Here is a 16,537-nt window from a genome sequence, read left to right on the forward strand (position 1 = left end):
TGAAGGGGGCCGGTCGCCCCACCCGGGCGTCGTTGGCCCTTGCGGTATCACCCATCGCGGCGCTGGACCGATCGACACACACCGAGCTGACTGGAAACGACAGGTTTCCTGGGAGGCAGCAATGAAGACCATCCTGATCACAACAGCCATGACACTGGCCCTGGCCACCGCCGGCGGCTTCTCCGTGCCGGCGTATAGCGGCGAGGCGCCCGACTTCGTGCGGGACACCTACCCCGAGCAGGGTGTCGAAGCGGCCTGGCAGAACATCCAGTCCGTCATTGGCGACCCGGACTCGGCGCTCGATGGCAAGACGAAGGAGCTCATCGCCCTCGCCGTCTCGGCGCAGATTCCCTGCGATTACTGCGTCTACTCCCACACGGTGGGAGCGGAGGCGCACGGTGCCACCGACGCCGAGATCCGGGAGGCCCTGGCGACGGCCGCGCTGATCCGCAAGTGGAGCACCCTGCTCAACGGCTCCCAGTACGACATGGACGCCTTTCGCCAGGAGATCGATGCCATGTACGAAGGGGAGTGACGCCACGACGTTACGCTCTCCACCACCGACAGGCAGCGAGTGTCTGTGCGGCCCCGCGGGGCCGCACAGGCAAGCGACACTCAGCTCGTGTCCCGCTGTCGGGAGGAATCCCATGGAAGCGCACACTCAAACTCCTTTCACCACGCCGGCAGACACCGCCCGTCTGGCCGAGGCGTTGAGGCGAGCGGGACGTCCGCCATCGTTCTCCGAGCCGGCGAGGGAACAGTTTCTCGATGGCGGCCGCACCGGCGCCCGGGTCACCCGCCTGATCTGCGCGGATGGCGCCAGCTTCGTCCTCAAGGTCATCCCCCGCCAGCGCGCCTTTCGGGAGGCGCTTGGCCACGATGGCGAAGCGGCCGCCTGGCTGGCCGGGACGACGCGCCGGCTCCCGGCGCCACTGGCCGATCCCACCCTGGACGCCAGCCTTCACCCGGAGCGGGACGAGTGGTGGTTGCTCATGGAAGACGTCTCTCCGGGCATCGTCGCCCGCAGTGGCTGGATCGAGGCGCACACCCGGACACTGTTCATGGCCATGGCGGGCCTGCACGCGGCGCACTGGGGAGGCCTGGAGAGATCCCGGGAGGGCATCGGGGACCTGGCCGCCACCACCGCCCTGCTGGTGGAGATCGCGCGCTACGAAGCCACGGGGCGGGCATCGGTCGAATGGGCGGCAGGCAGCGCCGAGCAGTTCCAGGTGCCCCGCGTCCTGCTTCCCGGCTTTCTGGAAGCCGCCGGCAATCGCAATGCCGACTTTTATCTGACGCTGCTGCGGCGTTGGCGGGATATCGTCTCCGCCCTCGACGATCATCCCCCACGCTGCTTCACGGTGACCTCCGCCGTGCCAACATCGCTTTCCTGAACGAACGGGTCGTACTGTTCGACTGGGAATTGGCGGCTCGCGGATCGGCCGCGGCCGACCTGGCCTGGCACTGGTTCCTGCACTACTGGGCCTACCCGCCGAACGACGGCCGAGCGCCGGACGATCGGCTGTGGCTGCGCGATGTCTATCTCGATCACCTCGAATCGCGGCATGGGCGGTCGGTTGACCGGGCGGCCTTCGGACGGCCTGGGAGCTCGGCTGGCTGCGGGTGTTCTGTCAGCTGGGGTTCGTGCTGGCGGATGGCCTTGGCGGAGAGCAGAGCGAGGCGCGCCGCCGGTGGATCCACCGCGCCTTCAACGAGGCCTGGAGGATTGCCGATGCGCACCTCCCGTAGCGACCGCTGGAGCGCCCTGGACAGCCCGGAAGCCGTGCAGGCCGCGGCCGAGCGGCTCCGGCAACTCGACGCTACCGCCTCCGAAGGTTGCGCCCGGCAGCGCTGGCTGACCCTGCTCGCGCCCCAGGCGGGGGAGCGCTTCCTGGACGTCGGCGCCGGCACTGGCCACATGGCCGTCGAGCTCGCCCGGCACCTGAGTCTCCAGGGTAGGGTGCACGCCCTGGATCTCTCGCCTGGCCTGCTCCAGCACGCCCGACGCGCGGCCCGGCAGGCGGGCATGCTGGACCGGGTGCTGACGGAGGCAGGCGACGCCCGTGCGCTGCCCTATCGCGACGGGGGTTTCGACGCCGCCCTCTGCCGCTGGGTACTGCTGCACCTTCCCGACCCGCAGCGGGCCGTCGCGGAGATGCGCCGGGTCGTGCGTCCGGGTGGACGCATCCTCTGTGTGGAGGCGGACTGGGAGACCCTGGCCGTCTACCCGGGGGATCCCGAGGTCACGCGCCGGGTCGTGCAGGCCAACGTGGACCGTCAGGTGGATGGTCGCGTTGGCCGCAGGCTGGTAGCGCTCCTGCGCGCCGCCGGCCTGCAGGCCGTGTCGGCATTCCCCTTCGTCGCCCTGGACCTGAGCGGAGACTGGCTGCCCTTTCTTCGCTCACGTGTGGAGGTCGCGGTGCAGGCCGGGTTGCCGGCCCACGGCCTGGCAGCCTGGTGGCGGGCGGTCGAGGTCGCCGCCGGGGGTGGCGAGTACCTGTTCAGCTTCACGCAGTATGGCGTGATCGGCACGGTGCCGTCGCTTGGCCCCGTCGGTCCGGGCCCCGCCGGCGAGGCGTCCTGCCCAGGATGCGCTCCCACTCACCGTAGTAGACAAAGCCGTAGCGGGTGCAGAGCCGGCGCAGCGACGGCTCGCACGTCGCCTGGGGAGCTGTCAGGCGCTGGGCGGCCCTTGCCCCGTCAGTATAGCGGCTGGCGAGGGGGCGGTGATGTCGCCTCGTGCCTCGCTCTGCTCGATGCGCAACCTGGCTATGAGCCTACCCAGCGTTCGAGGCCGATCAGGCCGGTGACGAAGGCGAGAGGCAGAAATGCCGTGGCGACCGCTACGGTGGCAAGGAAGGCGGGGAGCGTCAGCAGTCGTCCGGCGCCGTAGGCCATGGCAATGCCACCGCCGCCGCCGATGGCGGTGTTGCCCGGCATGTTCAGCAGCGTCATCAGCGATAGGACGGGGAGCAGGCCGGCAGGGAGCCCCGCACTGGGGGCCTTGAGCCGGGCGCGGTATGTCTTGAGCAGGGTGATGCGGTCAAGCGGTGCGGCTCGGCCAAGGCGCCGGCCGATCAAGTAGGCACTGCTCAGTCCGGTGCAGGTGGCAAGATAGGCCCCGGCGGCACCGGGTGGGCCGAACAGCACCATGATGAGCAGCCCGAGCTCCACCGACGGGACGAAGGGAATCGCCAGCACCAGCGCATAAATCACGCAGGTCGCCACCAGCACCAGCGCGCTGTCCGAGCCCTGCTGCAACCACAGGGGCGGTGTGCCTGCCAGCTGGAGGACCGCCACGATCACGGCGGCGAGCACGAGGGCGGTGCGTAACAGCACGAGGTGGCGGCGGTATCGCCGACCGAGCGCTCGCCATGGGGGCTCCCCAGGCCGCTTCACCGCATCCGGTCGCATGTCGATGCTCCTCCAGATGGTTAGGCGCTGTCCGAAAAGTCGCCGTGGCCGAAGTGACCCGCGGGATAGGGCCTTGCCAGTGGTCCGCCTGCCCCGCTGTTTGAGACGGTGCCTCGCGGCTCTCCCCGCAAGGCACCGTGCGGGTCAGGTAGGCTTGATGGCCAGCAGGCTGATGCTCTTCACCCCAAAGGTGCGGCTTGCACCCTGGGCGGCATCGGTGAGAAAGCGGTACTGAGGGTTGTCCTGCACTTTCTCCACCCGCAGCCCGGCGGCATTGATGGCGCTCCGGTAGTCGTCCTGCTGCATGGCGCCGCCGATGCAGGCCGCCCACAGGGTGGCGTCGCACTTGACCTTTTCCGGGAGCTGCCGCTCGGTGACGATATCCGACAGTGCCAGCCGGCCGCCCGGTCGCAGCACGCGGGCAATCTCGGCGAATACCCGGTCCTTCTCCGCGGAGAGGTTGATGACGCCGTTGCTGATCACCACGTCGATGCTGGCATCGTCGAAGGGGGGTGCCTCGATGTAGCCGGCATGGAAGCTGAGGTTGCTGACCCCGGCTGCCCCGGCCAGGCGCTGTGCCTTGACCCGCTGCTCGTCGGTCATGTCGAGGCCCAGGACCTGGCCTTGGGGGCCTGTGTAGAGCGCGGCGAGAAAGGCATCGGTGCCGGAGCCGCTGCCTAGGTCCAGCACCCTCTCGCCGGGCTGGATATTCGCCAGCGCCAGAAAGTGGCCGACGCCGGCGAAGGACTCCAGGGCCTGCGGCGGGATGCGATCCAGATCGGCAGGCGGATATCCCAGCTCTTCGGCCAGGGGACGGCCCATGGCAAAGTGGAAGTCGCCTTGGGGATCCTTGGCCACCCGGCGATACATCTCTTGCACCTGTTGGCGCAGGGCGTCCTGGTCCACCAACCCGGCTTCGCGGACAGCGGTGGTGGAAGTGGTTGCAGTGCTCATGGCGGTGTCTCCTCGGGTGTCGCGTAAGGGGCACGCCGTGACGGTTGTCCCGGCGTGCCCCCAAGGACGCACGAGGGGGGCGAAAGGGTTCCCGCCGGTGAGGCAGACTGCCTTCGGGTGGCGGGAGATCGGCCGATGTGCTCAGGACTTCCAGGGCAGGGGCGGTGGTGTCAGACGCTTGCCGTCGAACTGGGGGATGCTGCCGAAGCGCTCGCTGCCGGCTTCCCAGTCGCGCTGGGCCTCGGCGATCTCTTCTTTGCTGTGGCCAACGAAGTTCCACCAGATCAGGATCTCCTCGCCCAGCGGTTCGCCGCCCACCAGAATGGCGCGCCCCCTTCGGGCAGTTCCAGGTCGATCCGGCTGCGCCCACGGCCCAGATAGGCCAGCTCGTTGACGGCGAAGCGCTCGCCTTCGACCTGCAGTTCGCCTTCCAGCGGCAGCAAGCCGTACTCGAACTCCTCTCGCAGCGGCAGCGTCAGCGAGCCGGCGGAGGCCGCCGTGAGGTCCAGGCCCACCAGCGGTGAAAACGCCAGCGTCGGCGCGCGGTGACCGGCGAACTCGCCGGTGAGCAGGGTCATCTCGACCTCTCCCTCGCGCCACTGCGGCAGCGTTGGGTAGTGGTCGAAGCGCGGGTCGGTGCGGCGGTGGGCGTCAGGCAGGGCGATCCAGAGCTGGGCGGCATGCAGGTGGGAGTCGCCGGGCACCGACTCCTCGGTGTGGCTGATACCGCGGCCCGCGGTCATCAGGTTGACCTGGCCGGGACGAATCACCTGCTCGTTGCCCAGGCTGTCGCGGTGCAGGACCTCCCCCTCGATCATCCAGGTAAAGGTCTGCAGGCCGATGTGAGGGTGGGGGCCGACGCGCAGGCCGCGCGAGTCGCCCTTGAAGACCGCCGGGCCGGCATGGTCGAGGAAGCACCAGGCCCCTATCAGGCGCCGCTGGCGCGAGGGCAGCACGCGGTTGACGGGAATGCCGCCCACATCGGCGGTGCGCGGTGCGACATGCTGCACCTGGCGTGTGCCGTCGACGATGGGGCAGTCCAGGGAGGAAGAGGGGTCGGCGTCGGTGACGAGATTGCTCATTGTCGTAATTCCCCGAAAGGTCGAAGTGGGCAGAGCGGACAGCACTTGTTCAGCATAGGCTTTGGCCGTTTGTAGTGCCTGTCGAGAGAAGGCGCGCAGGACCCGGCCAGCGCCGGGCCCCTTGCGCTTAGGCCTTCTGAGCCGTGTAGCTCTGGATCAGGTTGGCGTAAGCGGGCAGGTGGCCGGCCAGCAGGCCGCCGAAGCCCTCGATGTCGTTGCGCCAGTCGCGGTGCAGTTCGCAGCCGACGCCGAACCAGGTCGTCAGCTGGGCCCCGGCCTGGGACATGCGATCCCAGGCGGCATCGCGGGTGGTCTGGTTGAAGGTGCCGGAGGCGTCGGTGACCACGAACACCTCATAGCCTTCTTCCAGGGCCGAGAGCACCGGGAAGGCCACGCACACCTCGGTCACCACGCCGGCGATCAGCAGCTGCTTCTTGCCGGTGGCCTTGATCGCCGCCACGAACTCTTCGTTGTCCCAGGCGTTGATCTGGCCGGGGCGGGCGAAGTAGGGAGCGTCGGGGAAGGTCTCCTTGAGCTCGGGTACCATGGGGCCGTTGGGGCCGTCCTCGAAGCTGGTGGTGAGGATGGTGGGGATCTCGAAGAACTTGGCAATGTCGGCCAGGGCCAGGACGTTGTTCTTGAAGTCGTCGGGGCTGAAATCGCGCACCAGCGAGAGCAGGCCGGCCTGATGGTCGACCATCAGCAGGGCGACGTCGTCCTTGTTCAGGCGATTGTAGGTAAAGGACATGGTGACTTTCCTCCTAGGTTGATAAAAGCGCCCGGCGGGATGCCGGGCGCGGTGGGCCGCGGCAGGGCCGCTAGCCCTCCAGGCGGCCGAACTTGCCGGCCTGGAAATCGGAAAAGGCCTGGTGAATCTCCGCTTCGCTGGTCATCACGAAGGGGCCGTAGCCCACCACCGGCTCGTCGAGGGGCTCGCCGGCGAGCAGCAGCAACTTGGCGTCGTTGTTGGACTCGAGGTGTATTTCGTCGCCCTGGCGTTCGAAGCAGACCAGGCCGGCGTCGCGCACCACGGTGTCGCCGTTGACCTGCACGGTGCCCTCGAGCACCACCAGCAGGGTGGTGTGCCCCTCGGGGACCCTCAGGAACGTTTCGCCGCCCGGCTTTAGCCGCAGGTCCCACATTTCGACGGGGGAAAAGGTGCGGGCCGGGCCTTCATGGCCGCGATAGCTGCCCGCGATCACCCGCAGCTCGCCGGCGCGGCTCGGCAGCGCCACTCGGGGAATGTCGGCGTCGAGCAGTGTCTGGTAGGCCGCGGGGGCCGACTTGTGTGCGGCCGGTAGATTGACCCACAGCTGCACCATCTCCAGGGTGCCGCCCCGCTCGGTGAAGGCGGGGGAGTGGAACTCTTCGTGAACGATGCCGGCGCCGGCGGTCATCCACTGGACGTCGCCCTCGCCGATGCGTCCGCCGCTGCCGGTGGAGTCGCGATGCGCCAGCTCGCCGCGGTAGACCAGGGTCACGGTCTCGAAGCCGCGGTGCGGATGGGCGCCGACGCCGCGCGGCCGGCTTGCCGGGGCGAAGTCGCGGGGGCCGGCATGGTCGAGCAGCAGGAAGGGGCTCAGGTGGTCGGCGCCCAGGCGGTCATAGCTGAATAGCGAGCGCACGGGGAAGCCGTCGCCTACCCAGTGGCCGCGGGGGGCGCCATAGATGCCTTGGATGTTCTTCATGGTCTGGCTCCTGCATAGATTGGGGCGTTGCCCGATGCAGGAAGACTATATTGGGAACGAATAGGCCGGTAGGGGTATAATTTGCCCTCTCCGTTCTATTCATAGGACGACAAGGGCGAGCCCTTATGCAGGATTTCAACGACTTCTATTTTTTCGTCCAGGTGGTGGATCATGGTGGGTTCGCCCCGGCGGGCCGTGCCCTGGGCATTCCCAAGTCGAAGCTCAGCCGGCGCATCGCTCAACTGGAGGAGCGCCTGGGCACCCGGCTGATTCATCGCTCCACGCGCCATCTGTCGGTCACCGAGCTGGGACAGGCCTTCTACCGCCACTGCGTGGCGATGCTGGTAGAGGCGGAGGCGGCAGAGGCGCTGATCCAGCGCAACATCGCCCAGCCGAGGGGTACGGTGCGCCTGAGCTGCCCGCCGAGCCTGCTCCACTACCTGATCACCCCGCTGCTGGTGCGCTTCATGGCCCAGTGTCCCGACGTGCAGGTGGAAGTAGAGGCCACCAGCCGGCGGGTGGACGTGATCAAGGAGGGCTTCGACATGGCCATCCGGGTGCGCTTTCCGCCCCTCGAGGATAGCGACCTCTCCATGAAGGTGCTGTCGAAGAGTCCCCAGCGGCTGGTCGCCACGCCTTCTCTGCTGGAGGCGCGATCCTGGCCCCGGTCGCCGGCGCCGGGCGATCTGGCCAGGCTGCCGAGCCTGGACTTCGAGCAGCTCCACCGGCAGCACCTCTGGGTGCTGGACGGGCCCCAGGGAGAGAGCGCCCAGATCCGTCACCGTCCTCGACTGGTCACCGACAACGCCGAGACCCTGCATCAGGCGGCGCTGGCGGGCCTGGGGGTGGTCAAGCTGGCCCTGCTGGTGGCCGGCCGCGACCTTCAGGCGGGGCGTCTCGTCGACGTGCTGCCCGGCTGGGAACCCCGGGGCGGTATCCTGCACGCCGTCTTCCCCACGCGGCGCGGCGTGCTTCCCGCCGTGCGGGCGCTGCTCGACTTTCTCGACGAAAACATCAACGAGATCGACTTCACCAGTGAGGTCGCCGGGACCGAGACAGCCGATCGAGAGTGGCCACCTGCCGACCTCAGAAAGTCCCCACCAGGGTGCCCAGGGTGATCAGCAGTACCAGTGAGAGGATGGGAACCAGCACGGCGACCACCGCAATATCCAGATAGGCCTGGCGGTGCGTCAGGCCACAGATGGAGAGCAGGGTGATCACCGCGCCGTTATGCGGCAGGGCATCCAGCCCGCCGGTGGCGACGGCCGTGACCCGGTGCATTAGCTCGGGAGCGATGCCGGCGGCCTGACCCATGGCCAGGTAGGCGTCGCCCAGCGTGGCCAGGGCGATGCTCATGCCGCCGGAGGCCGAGCCGGTCATGCCGGCCAGCAGGTTGACCGCGATAGCCAGCGAGATCAGCGGGTTGTCTCCTCCTACCGAGGTGACCCAGAGGCTGATCGTCTCGAAGGCTGCCAGCGAGGCAATCACCGAGCCGAAGCCGACCAGGCTGGCGGTATTGAAGATCGGCAGCAGCGAGGCATTGGCGCCGCTGTCGAGGGTGGTGGTGAGCGCCTCCAGGCGCCTCCGATTGGTGAGGATCAGGACCCCGATGGCGATTACCAGGGCAGCGATCACCGACCAGACGCCGCGCAGCGACTCGATGCTGGTGGCTCCGAAGGCCGGCTCGGCCAGATAGGCGGTGTCCATGGCCGGGATCACCACTGCGGTGAACAGCAGGTTAAGGGCAATGACCAGCACGATGGGCAGCAGCGCTAGCCACAGCGAGGGCAGGTCGCGAAGCGCCTGATGTGGTGCCACCTCGGCCAGATCGAACCCCTCGCCCGCGGCTCGCTCTCGCAGGTGGTCGGCCTGGGGTGCCTCGCCCTGGTGGTCACCGTAGCCTTCGCCGGCCGAGCGGGCCTGGCGTGCCCGATGGCTCAGCCAGGCCTGCCCGAGACCCAGCATGACCAGGCCGGTGAGAATGCCAAGGCCCGGCGCGGCGAACGGCGAGGTGCCGAAGTAGGGCATGGGGATGGCATTCTGAATGGCCGGCGTGCCGGGCAGCGCCGTCATGGTGAAGGTGAAGGCGCCCAGGGCAATGGTGCCGGGGATCAGCCGCTTGGGCAGGTTGGCCTGGCGGAACAGGGCCGCGGCGATCGGGTAGACCGCGAAGGCCACCACGAACAGCGAGACACCGCCGTAGGTCATCACCGCACAGGAGAGCACCACCGCCAGGATGGCGCGGGTATCGCCCAGGCGCTCGACGATGGCACTGGCCAGCACCTCGGCGCTGCCTGAATCCTCCATCAGCTTGCCGAAAACCGCGCCCAGTAGGAACAGCGGGAAGAAGCGGACGATGAAGTCCCCGGCGGCCCCCATGAAGACCTGGGTGTAGCTGGCCAGCAATGGCGTATCGACGGAGACCAGGGCCACCAGCGCGGCCAGCGCCGGGGCGAGAATCAGCAGGCTGAGGCCGCGGTAGGCCAGAAACATCAACAGCAGCAGGGCGATGGCAATCGCCGAGATCCCGATCATCTCGCCTTCCTTTTGCGATTCCTGTGGGGCGCCGGGCGGCGAGTCCGTCCCGGACCGGACTGGCCTCCGTCAGCGCATATGCTGCAGTGCAGTATAGGGCGATTGCCGACCCCTGTCGCGGGTTACCCTGCTTTTCCCGTGGGGGTCAGCAGAGTCGGCTGCCAAGCAGCAACAGGCTGGCATCGGCGGCCTGCCAGCCCCACCACGCCAGGGTCAGGGCAGAGGCGGTGAGCAGGACGGCGGCAAGACGTATCAGGATGAGAGAGGTCATGCCTGGGCTTCCGTGGCGCTGGGGCGGTGAATCGGGGCTTCGCTGATGAACCAGTGCAGCAGGGCGGCCACCACCGAGAGCAGAATGGCGATCTTCCAGACTTCATCATAGTGGCCGGTGAGGTCATAGAGCCAGCCGCCCAGCCAGACGCCCATGAAGGAGCCGAGCTGGTGGAAGAGAAAGACGATGCCGGCCAGCATCGACAGGTGGCGGACGCCGAAGACCACGGCGACGATACCGTTGGTCAAGGGCACCGTGGAGAGCCACAGCAGGCCCATGGCGACGGCGAAGGCGTAGGTGCTGGCTGGGCTCAAGGGGATCACGAACACGAAAGCGGTGATCACCACCCCGCGGGCCAGATAGAGCCAGACCAGCAGTCGCGCCTTGGAGAGGTGCCCGCCGAGCCAGCCGGCCGCGTAGGTGCCGAAGATATTGAAGAGCCCCACCAGCGCCAGCGCCGTACTGCCCACCTGCACCGCCAGCCCGCTGTCGAACAAATAGCCCGGCAGGTGCACGCCGATGAAGACCACCTGAAATCCGCAGACAAAGAAGCCCAGGCAGAGCAGCCAGAAACCGCGATGCCCGGCGGCCTCGTCCAGGGCGGCGCCCAGGGTGATATCGCTGCCGCGGCGCGGCGAGGGGCGGTCGCGCAGCATGCCCCCAGGGGCACCATCAGCGCCGCCATGGCGCCCATTACCAGCAGTGCCGCCGACCAGCCCAGCCATTCCAGCAGGCCCAGGGTCCCCGGCAGCATGGCGAACTGGCCGAAGGAGCCGGCGGCGCTGACGATGCCCATGGCCATGCTGCGCTTCTCCGGCGCCACGGCACGCCCCACCGCGCCGAGGATCACCGAGAAGGTGGTGCCGGACAGGCCCAGCCCGATCAGCACCCCGGCGGAGAGCGACATGCCCAGGGCGGTATCCGATAGCCCCATGAAGATCAGCCCTACCGCATAGAGCAGCCCGCCGATCGCCGCGACGCGTGCGGCGCCGAAGCGGTCGGCCAGCGCACCGGTGAAGGGCTGCGCCAGGCCCCAGATCAGGTTCTGCAGCGCCAGGGCGAAGGCGAACACCTCCCGGCCCCAGCCCAGGTCGCTGCTCATCGGCTCGAGAAACAGCCCGAAGCCGTGACGCAGGCCCATGGCCAGGGAGATCACGAGGCTGCCGAGGAGGATGACTAAGAGGGTGTGGCGGCGCAGGAGGTCCATGGGGGTTACCGGTTTGCAGGCTAATAATCGCTACTATCGCCGGTGACGCAATCGGTGGCTACTGTCGCATTATGGCGACGCGCTTGTCGCCAACGCACCACATGGGTGGCGGGTTCCGCCTTCGCTAGAATGCCCGCCTTGGCAGACTATCAGGAGATTGCCCATGTCCCGCCGCCTATTGACCCTATGCATCCTCGTGCTCTCCGGCTTGCTGGTCGCCGGCTGCAGCTACCAGCCCGCGCGCATCAAGACCCAGCCGCTGATCGTGATCGATGAAGATCGCGGCCATCATGACAAGCGCGGCCCCGGTCGCGGTTTCTGCCCGCCAGGGCTGCGCATGCAGGGACGCTGCTGATGGAGTGGCCGTGGGGCTGCGCGTTGAATCGGGGCGTGCTTTCGTATCGTGTCGGGGCGGAGTAAGGTATCAAGTACCCCTTGATATCAATGATAACAACGTCCTATGAATTCCCCACTGGAACTGCGTGCCTGCACCCTGGCCCCTGAGCATGTGGCGCATGCCCACGTCCACCATCAGCTGATTCTAGCAACCAGCGGCATGACCGAGCTTGCCGTCGAAGGGCTTGGGGAGCGGATTACCGCCAGCCGCGGCTGTCTGATCCCCTGCTCTTATCACCATGAATACCAGGGCGATGGCCGCAACCGCACCCTGGTGCTGGATATTCCAGTGGTTGGCCTCGAGTCGCTTCGTGATGCCGATTGCATCGAGCGGTTATTCGAGCAACCGCGTTTCTTCGGAGTGCCACCGCGCCTGCGTCAGCTGGCTGACAGCCTGATCTACCAGCTTGAAGCCTGCCCGGCCCTGCACAGCGAGATCGCGGCCCTGCTGCTGCGCGCCATTCATCTTCACCTGGTGGATCAGGGCCCGGCAGTCGAGCTTGGCTCCTCCTTGTCAAAACGTTCCCGCGAGCGTCTTAACCTGTCACGGCTGAATGCCTGGATCGATCGCCATCTGGCTGATGAGATTCGAGTCGAACAGCTAGCGGCGATATGTGCGATGAGCGTAGGGCACTTCCACGGACGCTTTCGCGAATCAGTCGGTTCCACCCCCAGGCCTATGTGCAGCGTCGCCGCCTGGAACATGCCCGCACCCTGGTCTGCCACAGTGGGCTCAGCTTGGGCAGATTGCCGCCCTGGTCGGTTTCCGTGACCAAGGAGCTTTTCCGTGCCTATCGGCGCCACTTCGATATTTCCCCTCCGTGGATCGTCATGCCGGTTAATCCGTAGCGCAGTTTCGGGCAAAGGCTGCGCAGTAACGGGCAAGCGGTCACGCCGATTGCGTCCTAGGCTCTTACTCAGGACAGTGCTGCTAGCGCTGTCGTGTGACCGAGCCATGCAACGAATAAGCACAAGAGGCTGACAAGATGCACAAGAGATCCCTTACCGGTCTGTTCGCCCTGGCGTCCCTCCCGCTGGCCATGGCAGCCGCTCAGGCGCAGGCGGAGGAGATGGCCATTGCCACTATCCTTCCCGAGGACATGAGTAACAATGAAGTCTACCCAGCACTGGTGCACTTCAAGAATCTGGTAGAGACGCGCACCGATGGCGAGATCACGGTGTCGATCTTCGGTAACAGTCAGTTGGGTTCCGAAGTCGAAACCGCGCGGGAAGTGCAGGGGGGCGGACCCTTCAGTCCACCATTATCACCACCGGCGCCATGTCCTCCTACTATCCCGACTACCAGATGATGACCGCGCCCTTCATCTTCGACAATTGGCGGCAGGCGTGGGCCTTCTTCGACGGAGAGTGGTTCGCCGACTTCATGTCCGGCACCGTCGAAGAGACCGACATGCGCTATCTCGGCACCTTCGACGATGGCGGGGGTTCGTGGCTTTCACCAATAATGAGCGACTGATCCGTACCGTCGACGATCTCGAAGGCCTCAATATCCGCACCGAGGAGAACCCGGGGCATGTGGCAATCATGCGCGCGCTGGGTGCGTCTGCCACCCCGCTGCCCTGGGGCGAGGTGATCACCGCTCTGGAAACTGGGCTGGCAGACGGCCAGTTCAACGCCCCAGTGCTGAACACCACCTTCAACTTCCACGAGGTGACCGACTACACGACCCTCACCGGGCACGTCTACAACAGCGCGGCGTGGCTGGTCAGCGAGGATTGGTTCCAAAGCCTTACCGAGGAGCAGCAGGAAGCCATCGTCACCTCCGCTCGCGAGGCAATTGCCATCGGACACGGTATGTCCGGCGCGCTCGCCACCGCCAGCTGGGAAGAGTCCTGCCAGACCTTCCAGGAGTGCTACATCATGCCTCCCGAAGAGCGGGCGCGCATGGCCGACATCGCCACTCCCGCCTGGCGCGACTGGATCGTCAACGATTTCGGTCTCGACGGCGACCGGGTAGACGCCTTCCTCGAGGAGGTCGAGCGCGTTCGCGTCGAGGTGGCCGAGTCCGACATGGCCACCTACGGACGCTGATGGTTACCGATCCATCGAGCCGCGCCCGGCCGTCAGCATCGGCCGGGCGCCCGTCCGTGAGGTGATGTCATGAGTTTCCTGTCCCCCTTCGTCAGCTGAGCGATCTGGTCAACCGGTTGGCGATTATCGTGTGCGTGGCTTGCGTGTTGGCCATGCTGGGTATCTCTTTCACCGCCTTCGTCTACAAGCTGTTTACCGGCAGTACCCTGAGCTGGACCTATTCTCTGGCTAGGCTCTTCCTGCCGTGGATCGGCTTCCTGTCGATGACCATATCGCTCCGTTACGGTGAGCATGTGGCCATGACCCTTCTGGTCAGAAGCTTGCCGCGTATCCTGACCGTGGTGGCCGCGGTGCTTTGCCTGATGGCCATTGGCGTGTTTGGTGCTCTGCTGCTCTGGTACGGCTGGGACTACTTTCAGGGGACTCGCCAGGTCTACATGGTCTCTGACCAGATACGCGTACACGGCAAGTTCACCTCCATTGTGGTGCCGATCAGCGGTGCCATCATCCTGTTGCACTTGGTCCACGGTTTTTCGCTGCTGGAACATTTCATCGATGACGATCACATGATCGATGAGCTCATCGAGACCACCGACGTGGAGGAGCGCTGATGACCCCTGCAATCATCGCCTTTCTGCTGCTGCTGCTGATCGGTGCCCCGGTCGCGGTAGTGATGGCGCTCTCCGGGCTGGCCGGGGGCTATGCCATCGGCGGCGAGCGCATGCTCGGCATTATCGCCGATCGCATGTTTTCCGGGGTATCGGGCTTCCTGCTAATTGCCGTGCCCTATTTTATCTTTACCGCCGAACTGATGAATCAGGGCGGCCTCACCCGAAAAGCTGATTACCTTCAATAATGCCCTGTTCGGACGGGTGCGTGGGGCACTCTCACACGTCAATGTCTCCGTCTCGGTGTTCTTTGCCGGGCTGACCGGGGCGGCGATCACCGATACCGTGGCGATAGGCAAGATCATGATTCCTGAAATGAAGCGTCAGGGTACGATGCCGACTACGCGGCAGCGATCACCGCCTGTTCGTCCATCATTGGCCCGATCATTCCGCCTAGCGTGGTGATGGTGGTGTACGCTACGCTGCTTCGCGATATCTCTGTAATCGACCTGTTTGCCGGTGGGATCATCCCAGGCCTGCTGATGGCGATGGCGCTGCTAGCGGTGAGCTTGTTCCTGGCCTGGAAGCGCGGCTACCCTAAGCAGCCGCCCACCCCCCTGAAGGTCGCAGCGCTCTCCTTTCTGGTGGCATTGCCGGCGATGATCGTGCCACTGATCATTCTGGGTGGCATCCTTTCGGGGCTCACGACCATTACCGAGGCATCCGGCTTTGCCGCTATCTATGCCCTGGTCATTGGTGTGGTCTTCTACCGTAATCTTTCCTGGCGCAAGGTCTGGAACGCTTTGGTGATTACGGTGCGATTCTCCGGCGTCGTGTTTTTCCTGCTGGCCACCTCGGCGGTACTGGGTTGGTTTGTTACCCGCTCGGGGATTGCCCGGGATGCGGCCGGCCTGATCACGACATTCAGCGACTCGGCCTTTCTGCAGCTAATGGCGGTTTGTCTGCTGCTGATTCTGATCGGCACGGTAATGGATGTGTTACCCGCCCTCGTGGTGGTCGCCCCGGTGCTGGTGCCCGCAATGATCCAACTCGGCTTTGACCCGCTGCACTTTGCGATCCTGATGATCGTGGTGCTCAATATCTCTAACGTTACTCCACCGGTCGGAATGACCTTGATGACGGCGGCGCGTATAGCCAATGTGCCTTATGAGCGGGCGATTCTGGCCTCGCTGCCGTTCTATGTGGCCTATATCGGCGTGATCCTGCTGCTGGCTGCGTTCCCGGCGCTGTCGACCTGGATTCCGTCGCTGCTACGCTGAAATGGAGTTGCCATGAAGCTCTTCTATCATCCCGATCAGGAGCGCCACGCACCGCCCACCTTCCTGCTGCGTGGCCGGCCCGCGCCGTCGCCTGAGGGGCCGCTGCGCGCCGATCTGCTAGGCAAGGGATTGGCTGCCGCCGGTCTGATGCTGAACGCGCCCGAGGCGGTCGATACCCCTCTGCTGCGCAGCCGCCTGGCGAAGGTGCATACGCCCCGCTACCTGACGTTCCTCGAGACGATCCACGCTCGCTGGCAAGCCCTGCCGGATGCCGCCGAGCTGGTGTCGCCCAATGTTCATCCCTGCGGTGGCGGTCATCACTACCCGCGTCATCCGGTGGGGCAGGCGGGCTGGCACCTGCACGACATGGCCTGCCCGATCGGCGCCGACAGCTTTCACGGCATCTTGGCGAGCGCGGCCTCGGCCCAGGCGGCGGCGGAGGCGGTGTTGAGCGGCCACGGCACCACCTATGCGCTGTGCCGCCCGCCTGGCCACCATGCCGGGCCCGACCGGGCCGGGGATTCTGCTTCCTCAATAACTCGGCCCTGGCCGCCACGGTGCTGCGCGAGCAGTTTTCCCGGGTCGCCATCATCGACGTCGATTTGCACCACGGTAACGGTACCCAGGATATCTTCTATTATCGTGGTGACGTCTGGACCGGGTCGCTACACGCCGATCCCGCCGATTTCTACCCTTTCTTCTGGGGCGGTGCCAATGAGGAAGGGATGGGTGAGGGGCTGGGCACCAATGTCGATCTGCCGCTGGCGCTGGGCAGCGATGGGGCGACATTTCTTGCCACCCTGGACACCCTGCTGGCGCGTCTCGACGACTTTCGCCCTGACGCGGTGGTGGTGGCTCTTGGGCTCGATGCCCACCGTGACGATCCGCTGGCCGGCCTGGCCCTGGAAACTGCCGACTTCACCGCCGTTGGCCGGCGTCTGGCGCGCCTTGGCCTGCCCACGGTGCTGGTGCAGGAGGGCGGCTACCCGACCGATGTCCTGGGTGACAACCTTGCCGCCTTCATGGGCGGCTTCACCGGCGCCTGAGCGT

The 16,537-nt window shown here is 66.3% G+C and carries 20 protein-coding genes and 3 pseudogenes; 14 read left to right on the forward strand and 9 right to left on the reverse strand.

Annotated elements, in window-relative coordinates; translation table 11 throughout:
• Positions 1-121 precede the first annotated feature (121 nt).
• The 4 genes from ACSJDS_RS10680 to ACSJDS_RS10695 all read left to right on the forward strand — a co-directional run bounded on the left by ACSJDS_RS10680 (position 122) and on the right by ACSJDS_RS10695 (position 2,893).
• The gene (locus ACSJDS_RS10680; RefSeq protein WP_473033268.1) at positions 122-535 is read left to right on the forward strand and encodes a carboxymuconolactone decarboxylase family protein; all 414 of its coding nucleotides are present in this window, start codon (positions 122-124) and stop codon (positions 533-535) included.
• 112 nt (positions 536-647) lie between these two features.
• The gene (locus ACSJDS_RS10685) at positions 648-1,394 is read left to right on the forward strand and encodes a hypothetical protein (protein ID WP_473033270.1); all 747 of its coding nucleotides are present in this window, start codon (positions 648-650) and stop codon (positions 1,392-1,394) included.
• A 229-nt stretch (positions 1,395-1,623) separates the two neighbouring features.
• On the forward strand, positions 1,624-1,749 hold the full coding sequence (locus tag ACSJDS_RS10690) for a hypothetical protein (RefSeq protein ID WP_473033271.1): 126 nt from the start codon (positions 1,624-1,626) through the stop codon (positions 1,747-1,749).
• Positions 1,733-2,893, forward strand: coding sequence for a methyltransferase domain-containing protein (locus ACSJDS_RS10695; protein ID WP_473033272.1), 1,161 nt, complete (start codon positions 1,733-1,735; stop codon positions 2,891-2,893). Before ACSJDS_RS10690 ends, ACSJDS_RS10695 begins: the two co-directional genes overlap by 17 nt.
• Before the next feature lie 665 nt (positions 2,894-3,558).
• On the opposite strand, the gene ACSJDS_RS10700 is transcribed toward ACSJDS_RS10695, so the two are convergent.
• The 5 genes from ACSJDS_RS10700 to ACSJDS_RS10720 form a co-directional block, all read right to left on the reverse strand.
• Positions 3,559-4,368, reverse strand: a complete 810-nt coding sequence (locus ACSJDS_RS10700; protein ID WP_473033273.1) for a methyltransferase domain-containing protein — start codon at positions 4,366-4,368, stop codon at positions 3,559-3,561.
• A 141-nt stretch (positions 4,369-4,509) separates the two neighbouring features.
• Positions 4,510-4,686 (reverse strand): pirin-like C-terminal cupin domain-containing protein, encoded by a 177-nt coding sequence (locus ACSJDS_RS10705; RefSeq protein ID WP_473033274.1) that lies wholly within the window; start codon positions 4,684-4,686, stop codon positions 4,510-4,512.
• Positions 4,653-5,450 (reverse strand): pirin family protein, encoded by a 798-nt coding sequence (locus ACSJDS_RS10710; RefSeq protein WP_473033275.1) that lies wholly within the window; start codon positions 5,448-5,450, stop codon positions 4,653-4,655. Before ACSJDS_RS10710 ends, ACSJDS_RS10705 begins: the two co-directional genes overlap by 34 nt.
• Positions 5,451-5,577: 127 nt before the next feature.
• On the reverse strand, positions 5,578-6,198 hold the full coding sequence (ycaC, locus tag ACSJDS_RS10715; RefSeq protein WP_473033276.1) for an isochorismate family cysteine hydrolase YcaC: 621 nt from the start codon (positions 6,196-6,198) through the stop codon (positions 5,578-5,580).
• A gap of 70 nt (positions 6,199-6,268) precedes the next feature.
• Complete coding sequence (locus ACSJDS_RS10720; RefSeq protein WP_473033277.1) at positions 6,269-7,138, reverse strand: pirin family protein; 870 nt, start codon at positions 7,136-7,138, stop codon at positions 6,269-6,271.
• Positions 7,139-7,263: 125 nt separating this feature from the next.
• Between ACSJDS_RS10720 and ACSJDS_RS10725 the strand changes: the two genes are divergently transcribed.
• Entirely contained in the window at positions 7,264-8,256 is a 993-nt protein-coding gene (locus tag ACSJDS_RS10725; protein ID WP_473033278.1) for a LysR substrate-binding domain-containing protein, read from the forward strand.
• Here ACSJDS_RS10725 and ACSJDS_RS10730 read toward each other — a convergent pair.
• The 4 genes and pseudogenes from ACSJDS_RS10730 to ACSJDS_RS10745 all read right to left on the reverse strand — a co-directional run.
• The gene (locus ACSJDS_RS10730; protein ID WP_473033279.1) at positions 8,225-9,673 is read right to left on the reverse strand and encodes a GntP family permease; all 1,449 of its coding nucleotides are present in this window, start codon (positions 9,671-9,673) and stop codon (positions 8,225-8,227) included. The two genes, ACSJDS_RS10725 and ACSJDS_RS10730, sit on opposite strands and share 32 nt — an antisense overlap.
• Positions 9,674-9,818: 145 nt before the next feature.
• Complete coding sequence (locus tag ACSJDS_RS10735; RefSeq protein ID WP_473033280.1) at positions 9,819-9,944, reverse strand: hypothetical protein; 126 nt, start codon at positions 9,942-9,944, stop codon at positions 9,819-9,821.
• On the reverse strand, positions 9,941-10,669 hold the full coding sequence (locus ACSJDS_RS10740; RefSeq protein WP_473033281.1) for an MFS transporter: 729 nt from the start codon (positions 10,667-10,669) through the stop codon (positions 9,941-9,943). The genes ACSJDS_RS10735 and ACSJDS_RS10740 overlap by 4 nt, the downstream gene beginning before the upstream one ends.
• Positions 10,579-11,151: pseudogene (locus ACSJDS_RS10745) on the reverse strand (MFS transporter); the annotation flags it as partial. The gene ACSJDS_RS10740 and the pseudogene ACSJDS_RS10745, both read right to left, overlap by 91 nt.
• A 163-nt stretch (positions 11,152-11,314) precedes the next feature.
• Between ACSJDS_RS10745 and ACSJDS_RS10750 the strand changes: the two are divergent.
• The 9 genes and pseudogenes from ACSJDS_RS10750 to ACSJDS_RS10790 all read left to right on the forward strand — a co-directional run bounded on the left by ACSJDS_RS10750 (position 11,315) and on the right by ACSJDS_RS10790 (position 16,533).
• A complete protein-coding gene (locus tag ACSJDS_RS10750; RefSeq protein ID WP_473033282.1) occupies positions 11,315-11,506 on the forward strand; it encodes a hypothetical protein in 192 nt (63 codons plus the stop codon).
• 201 nt (positions 11,507-11,707) lie between these two features.
• Complete coding sequence (locus ACSJDS_RS10755; RefSeq protein WP_473033283.1) at positions 11,708-12,319, forward strand: hypothetical protein; 612 nt, start codon at positions 11,708-11,710, stop codon at positions 12,317-12,319.
• 328 nt (positions 12,320-12,647) lie between these two features.
• Complete coding sequence (locus ACSJDS_RS10760; RefSeq protein WP_473035022.1) at positions 12,648-12,857, forward strand: hypothetical protein; 210 nt, start codon at positions 12,648-12,650, stop codon at positions 12,855-12,857.
• Positions 12,827-13,024: a hypothetical protein gene (locus tag ACSJDS_RS10765; RefSeq protein ID WP_473033284.1), complete on the forward strand. Its 198-nt coding sequence runs from the start codon at positions 12,827-12,829 to the stop codon at positions 13,022-13,024. The genes ACSJDS_RS10760 and ACSJDS_RS10765 overlap by 31 nt, the downstream gene beginning before the upstream one ends.
• A complete protein-coding gene (gene dctP, locus ACSJDS_RS10770; protein ID WP_473033285.1) occupies positions 12,997-13,599 on the forward strand; it encodes a TRAP transporter substrate-binding protein DctP in 603 nt (200 codons plus the stop codon). The genes ACSJDS_RS10765 and dctP overlap by 28 nt, the downstream gene beginning before the upstream one ends.
• A 152-nt stretch (positions 13,600-13,751) precedes the next feature.
• The gene (locus tag ACSJDS_RS10775; protein ID WP_473033286.1) at positions 13,752-14,210 is read left to right on the forward strand and encodes a TRAP transporter small permease; all 459 of its coding nucleotides are present in this window, start codon (positions 13,752-13,754) and stop codon (positions 14,208-14,210) included.
• Positions 14,210-14,455, forward strand: a complete 246-nt coding sequence (locus tag ACSJDS_RS10780) for a TRAP transporter large permease subunit (protein WP_473033288.1) — start codon at positions 14,210-14,212, stop codon at positions 14,453-14,455. Before ACSJDS_RS10775 ends, ACSJDS_RS10780 begins: the two co-directional genes overlap by 1 nt.
• Before the next feature lie 16 nt (positions 14,456-14,471).
• Positions 14,472-15,487, forward strand: a pseudogene (locus ACSJDS_RS10785) (TRAP transporter large permease).
• A 147-nt stretch (positions 15,488-15,634) separates the two neighbouring features.
• Positions 15,635-16,533: pseudogene (locus ACSJDS_RS10790) on the forward strand (arginase family protein).
• Positions 16,534-16,537 lie beyond the last annotated feature (4 nt).

Source organism: Halomonas sp. SL18_1 (assembly GCF_055755715.1).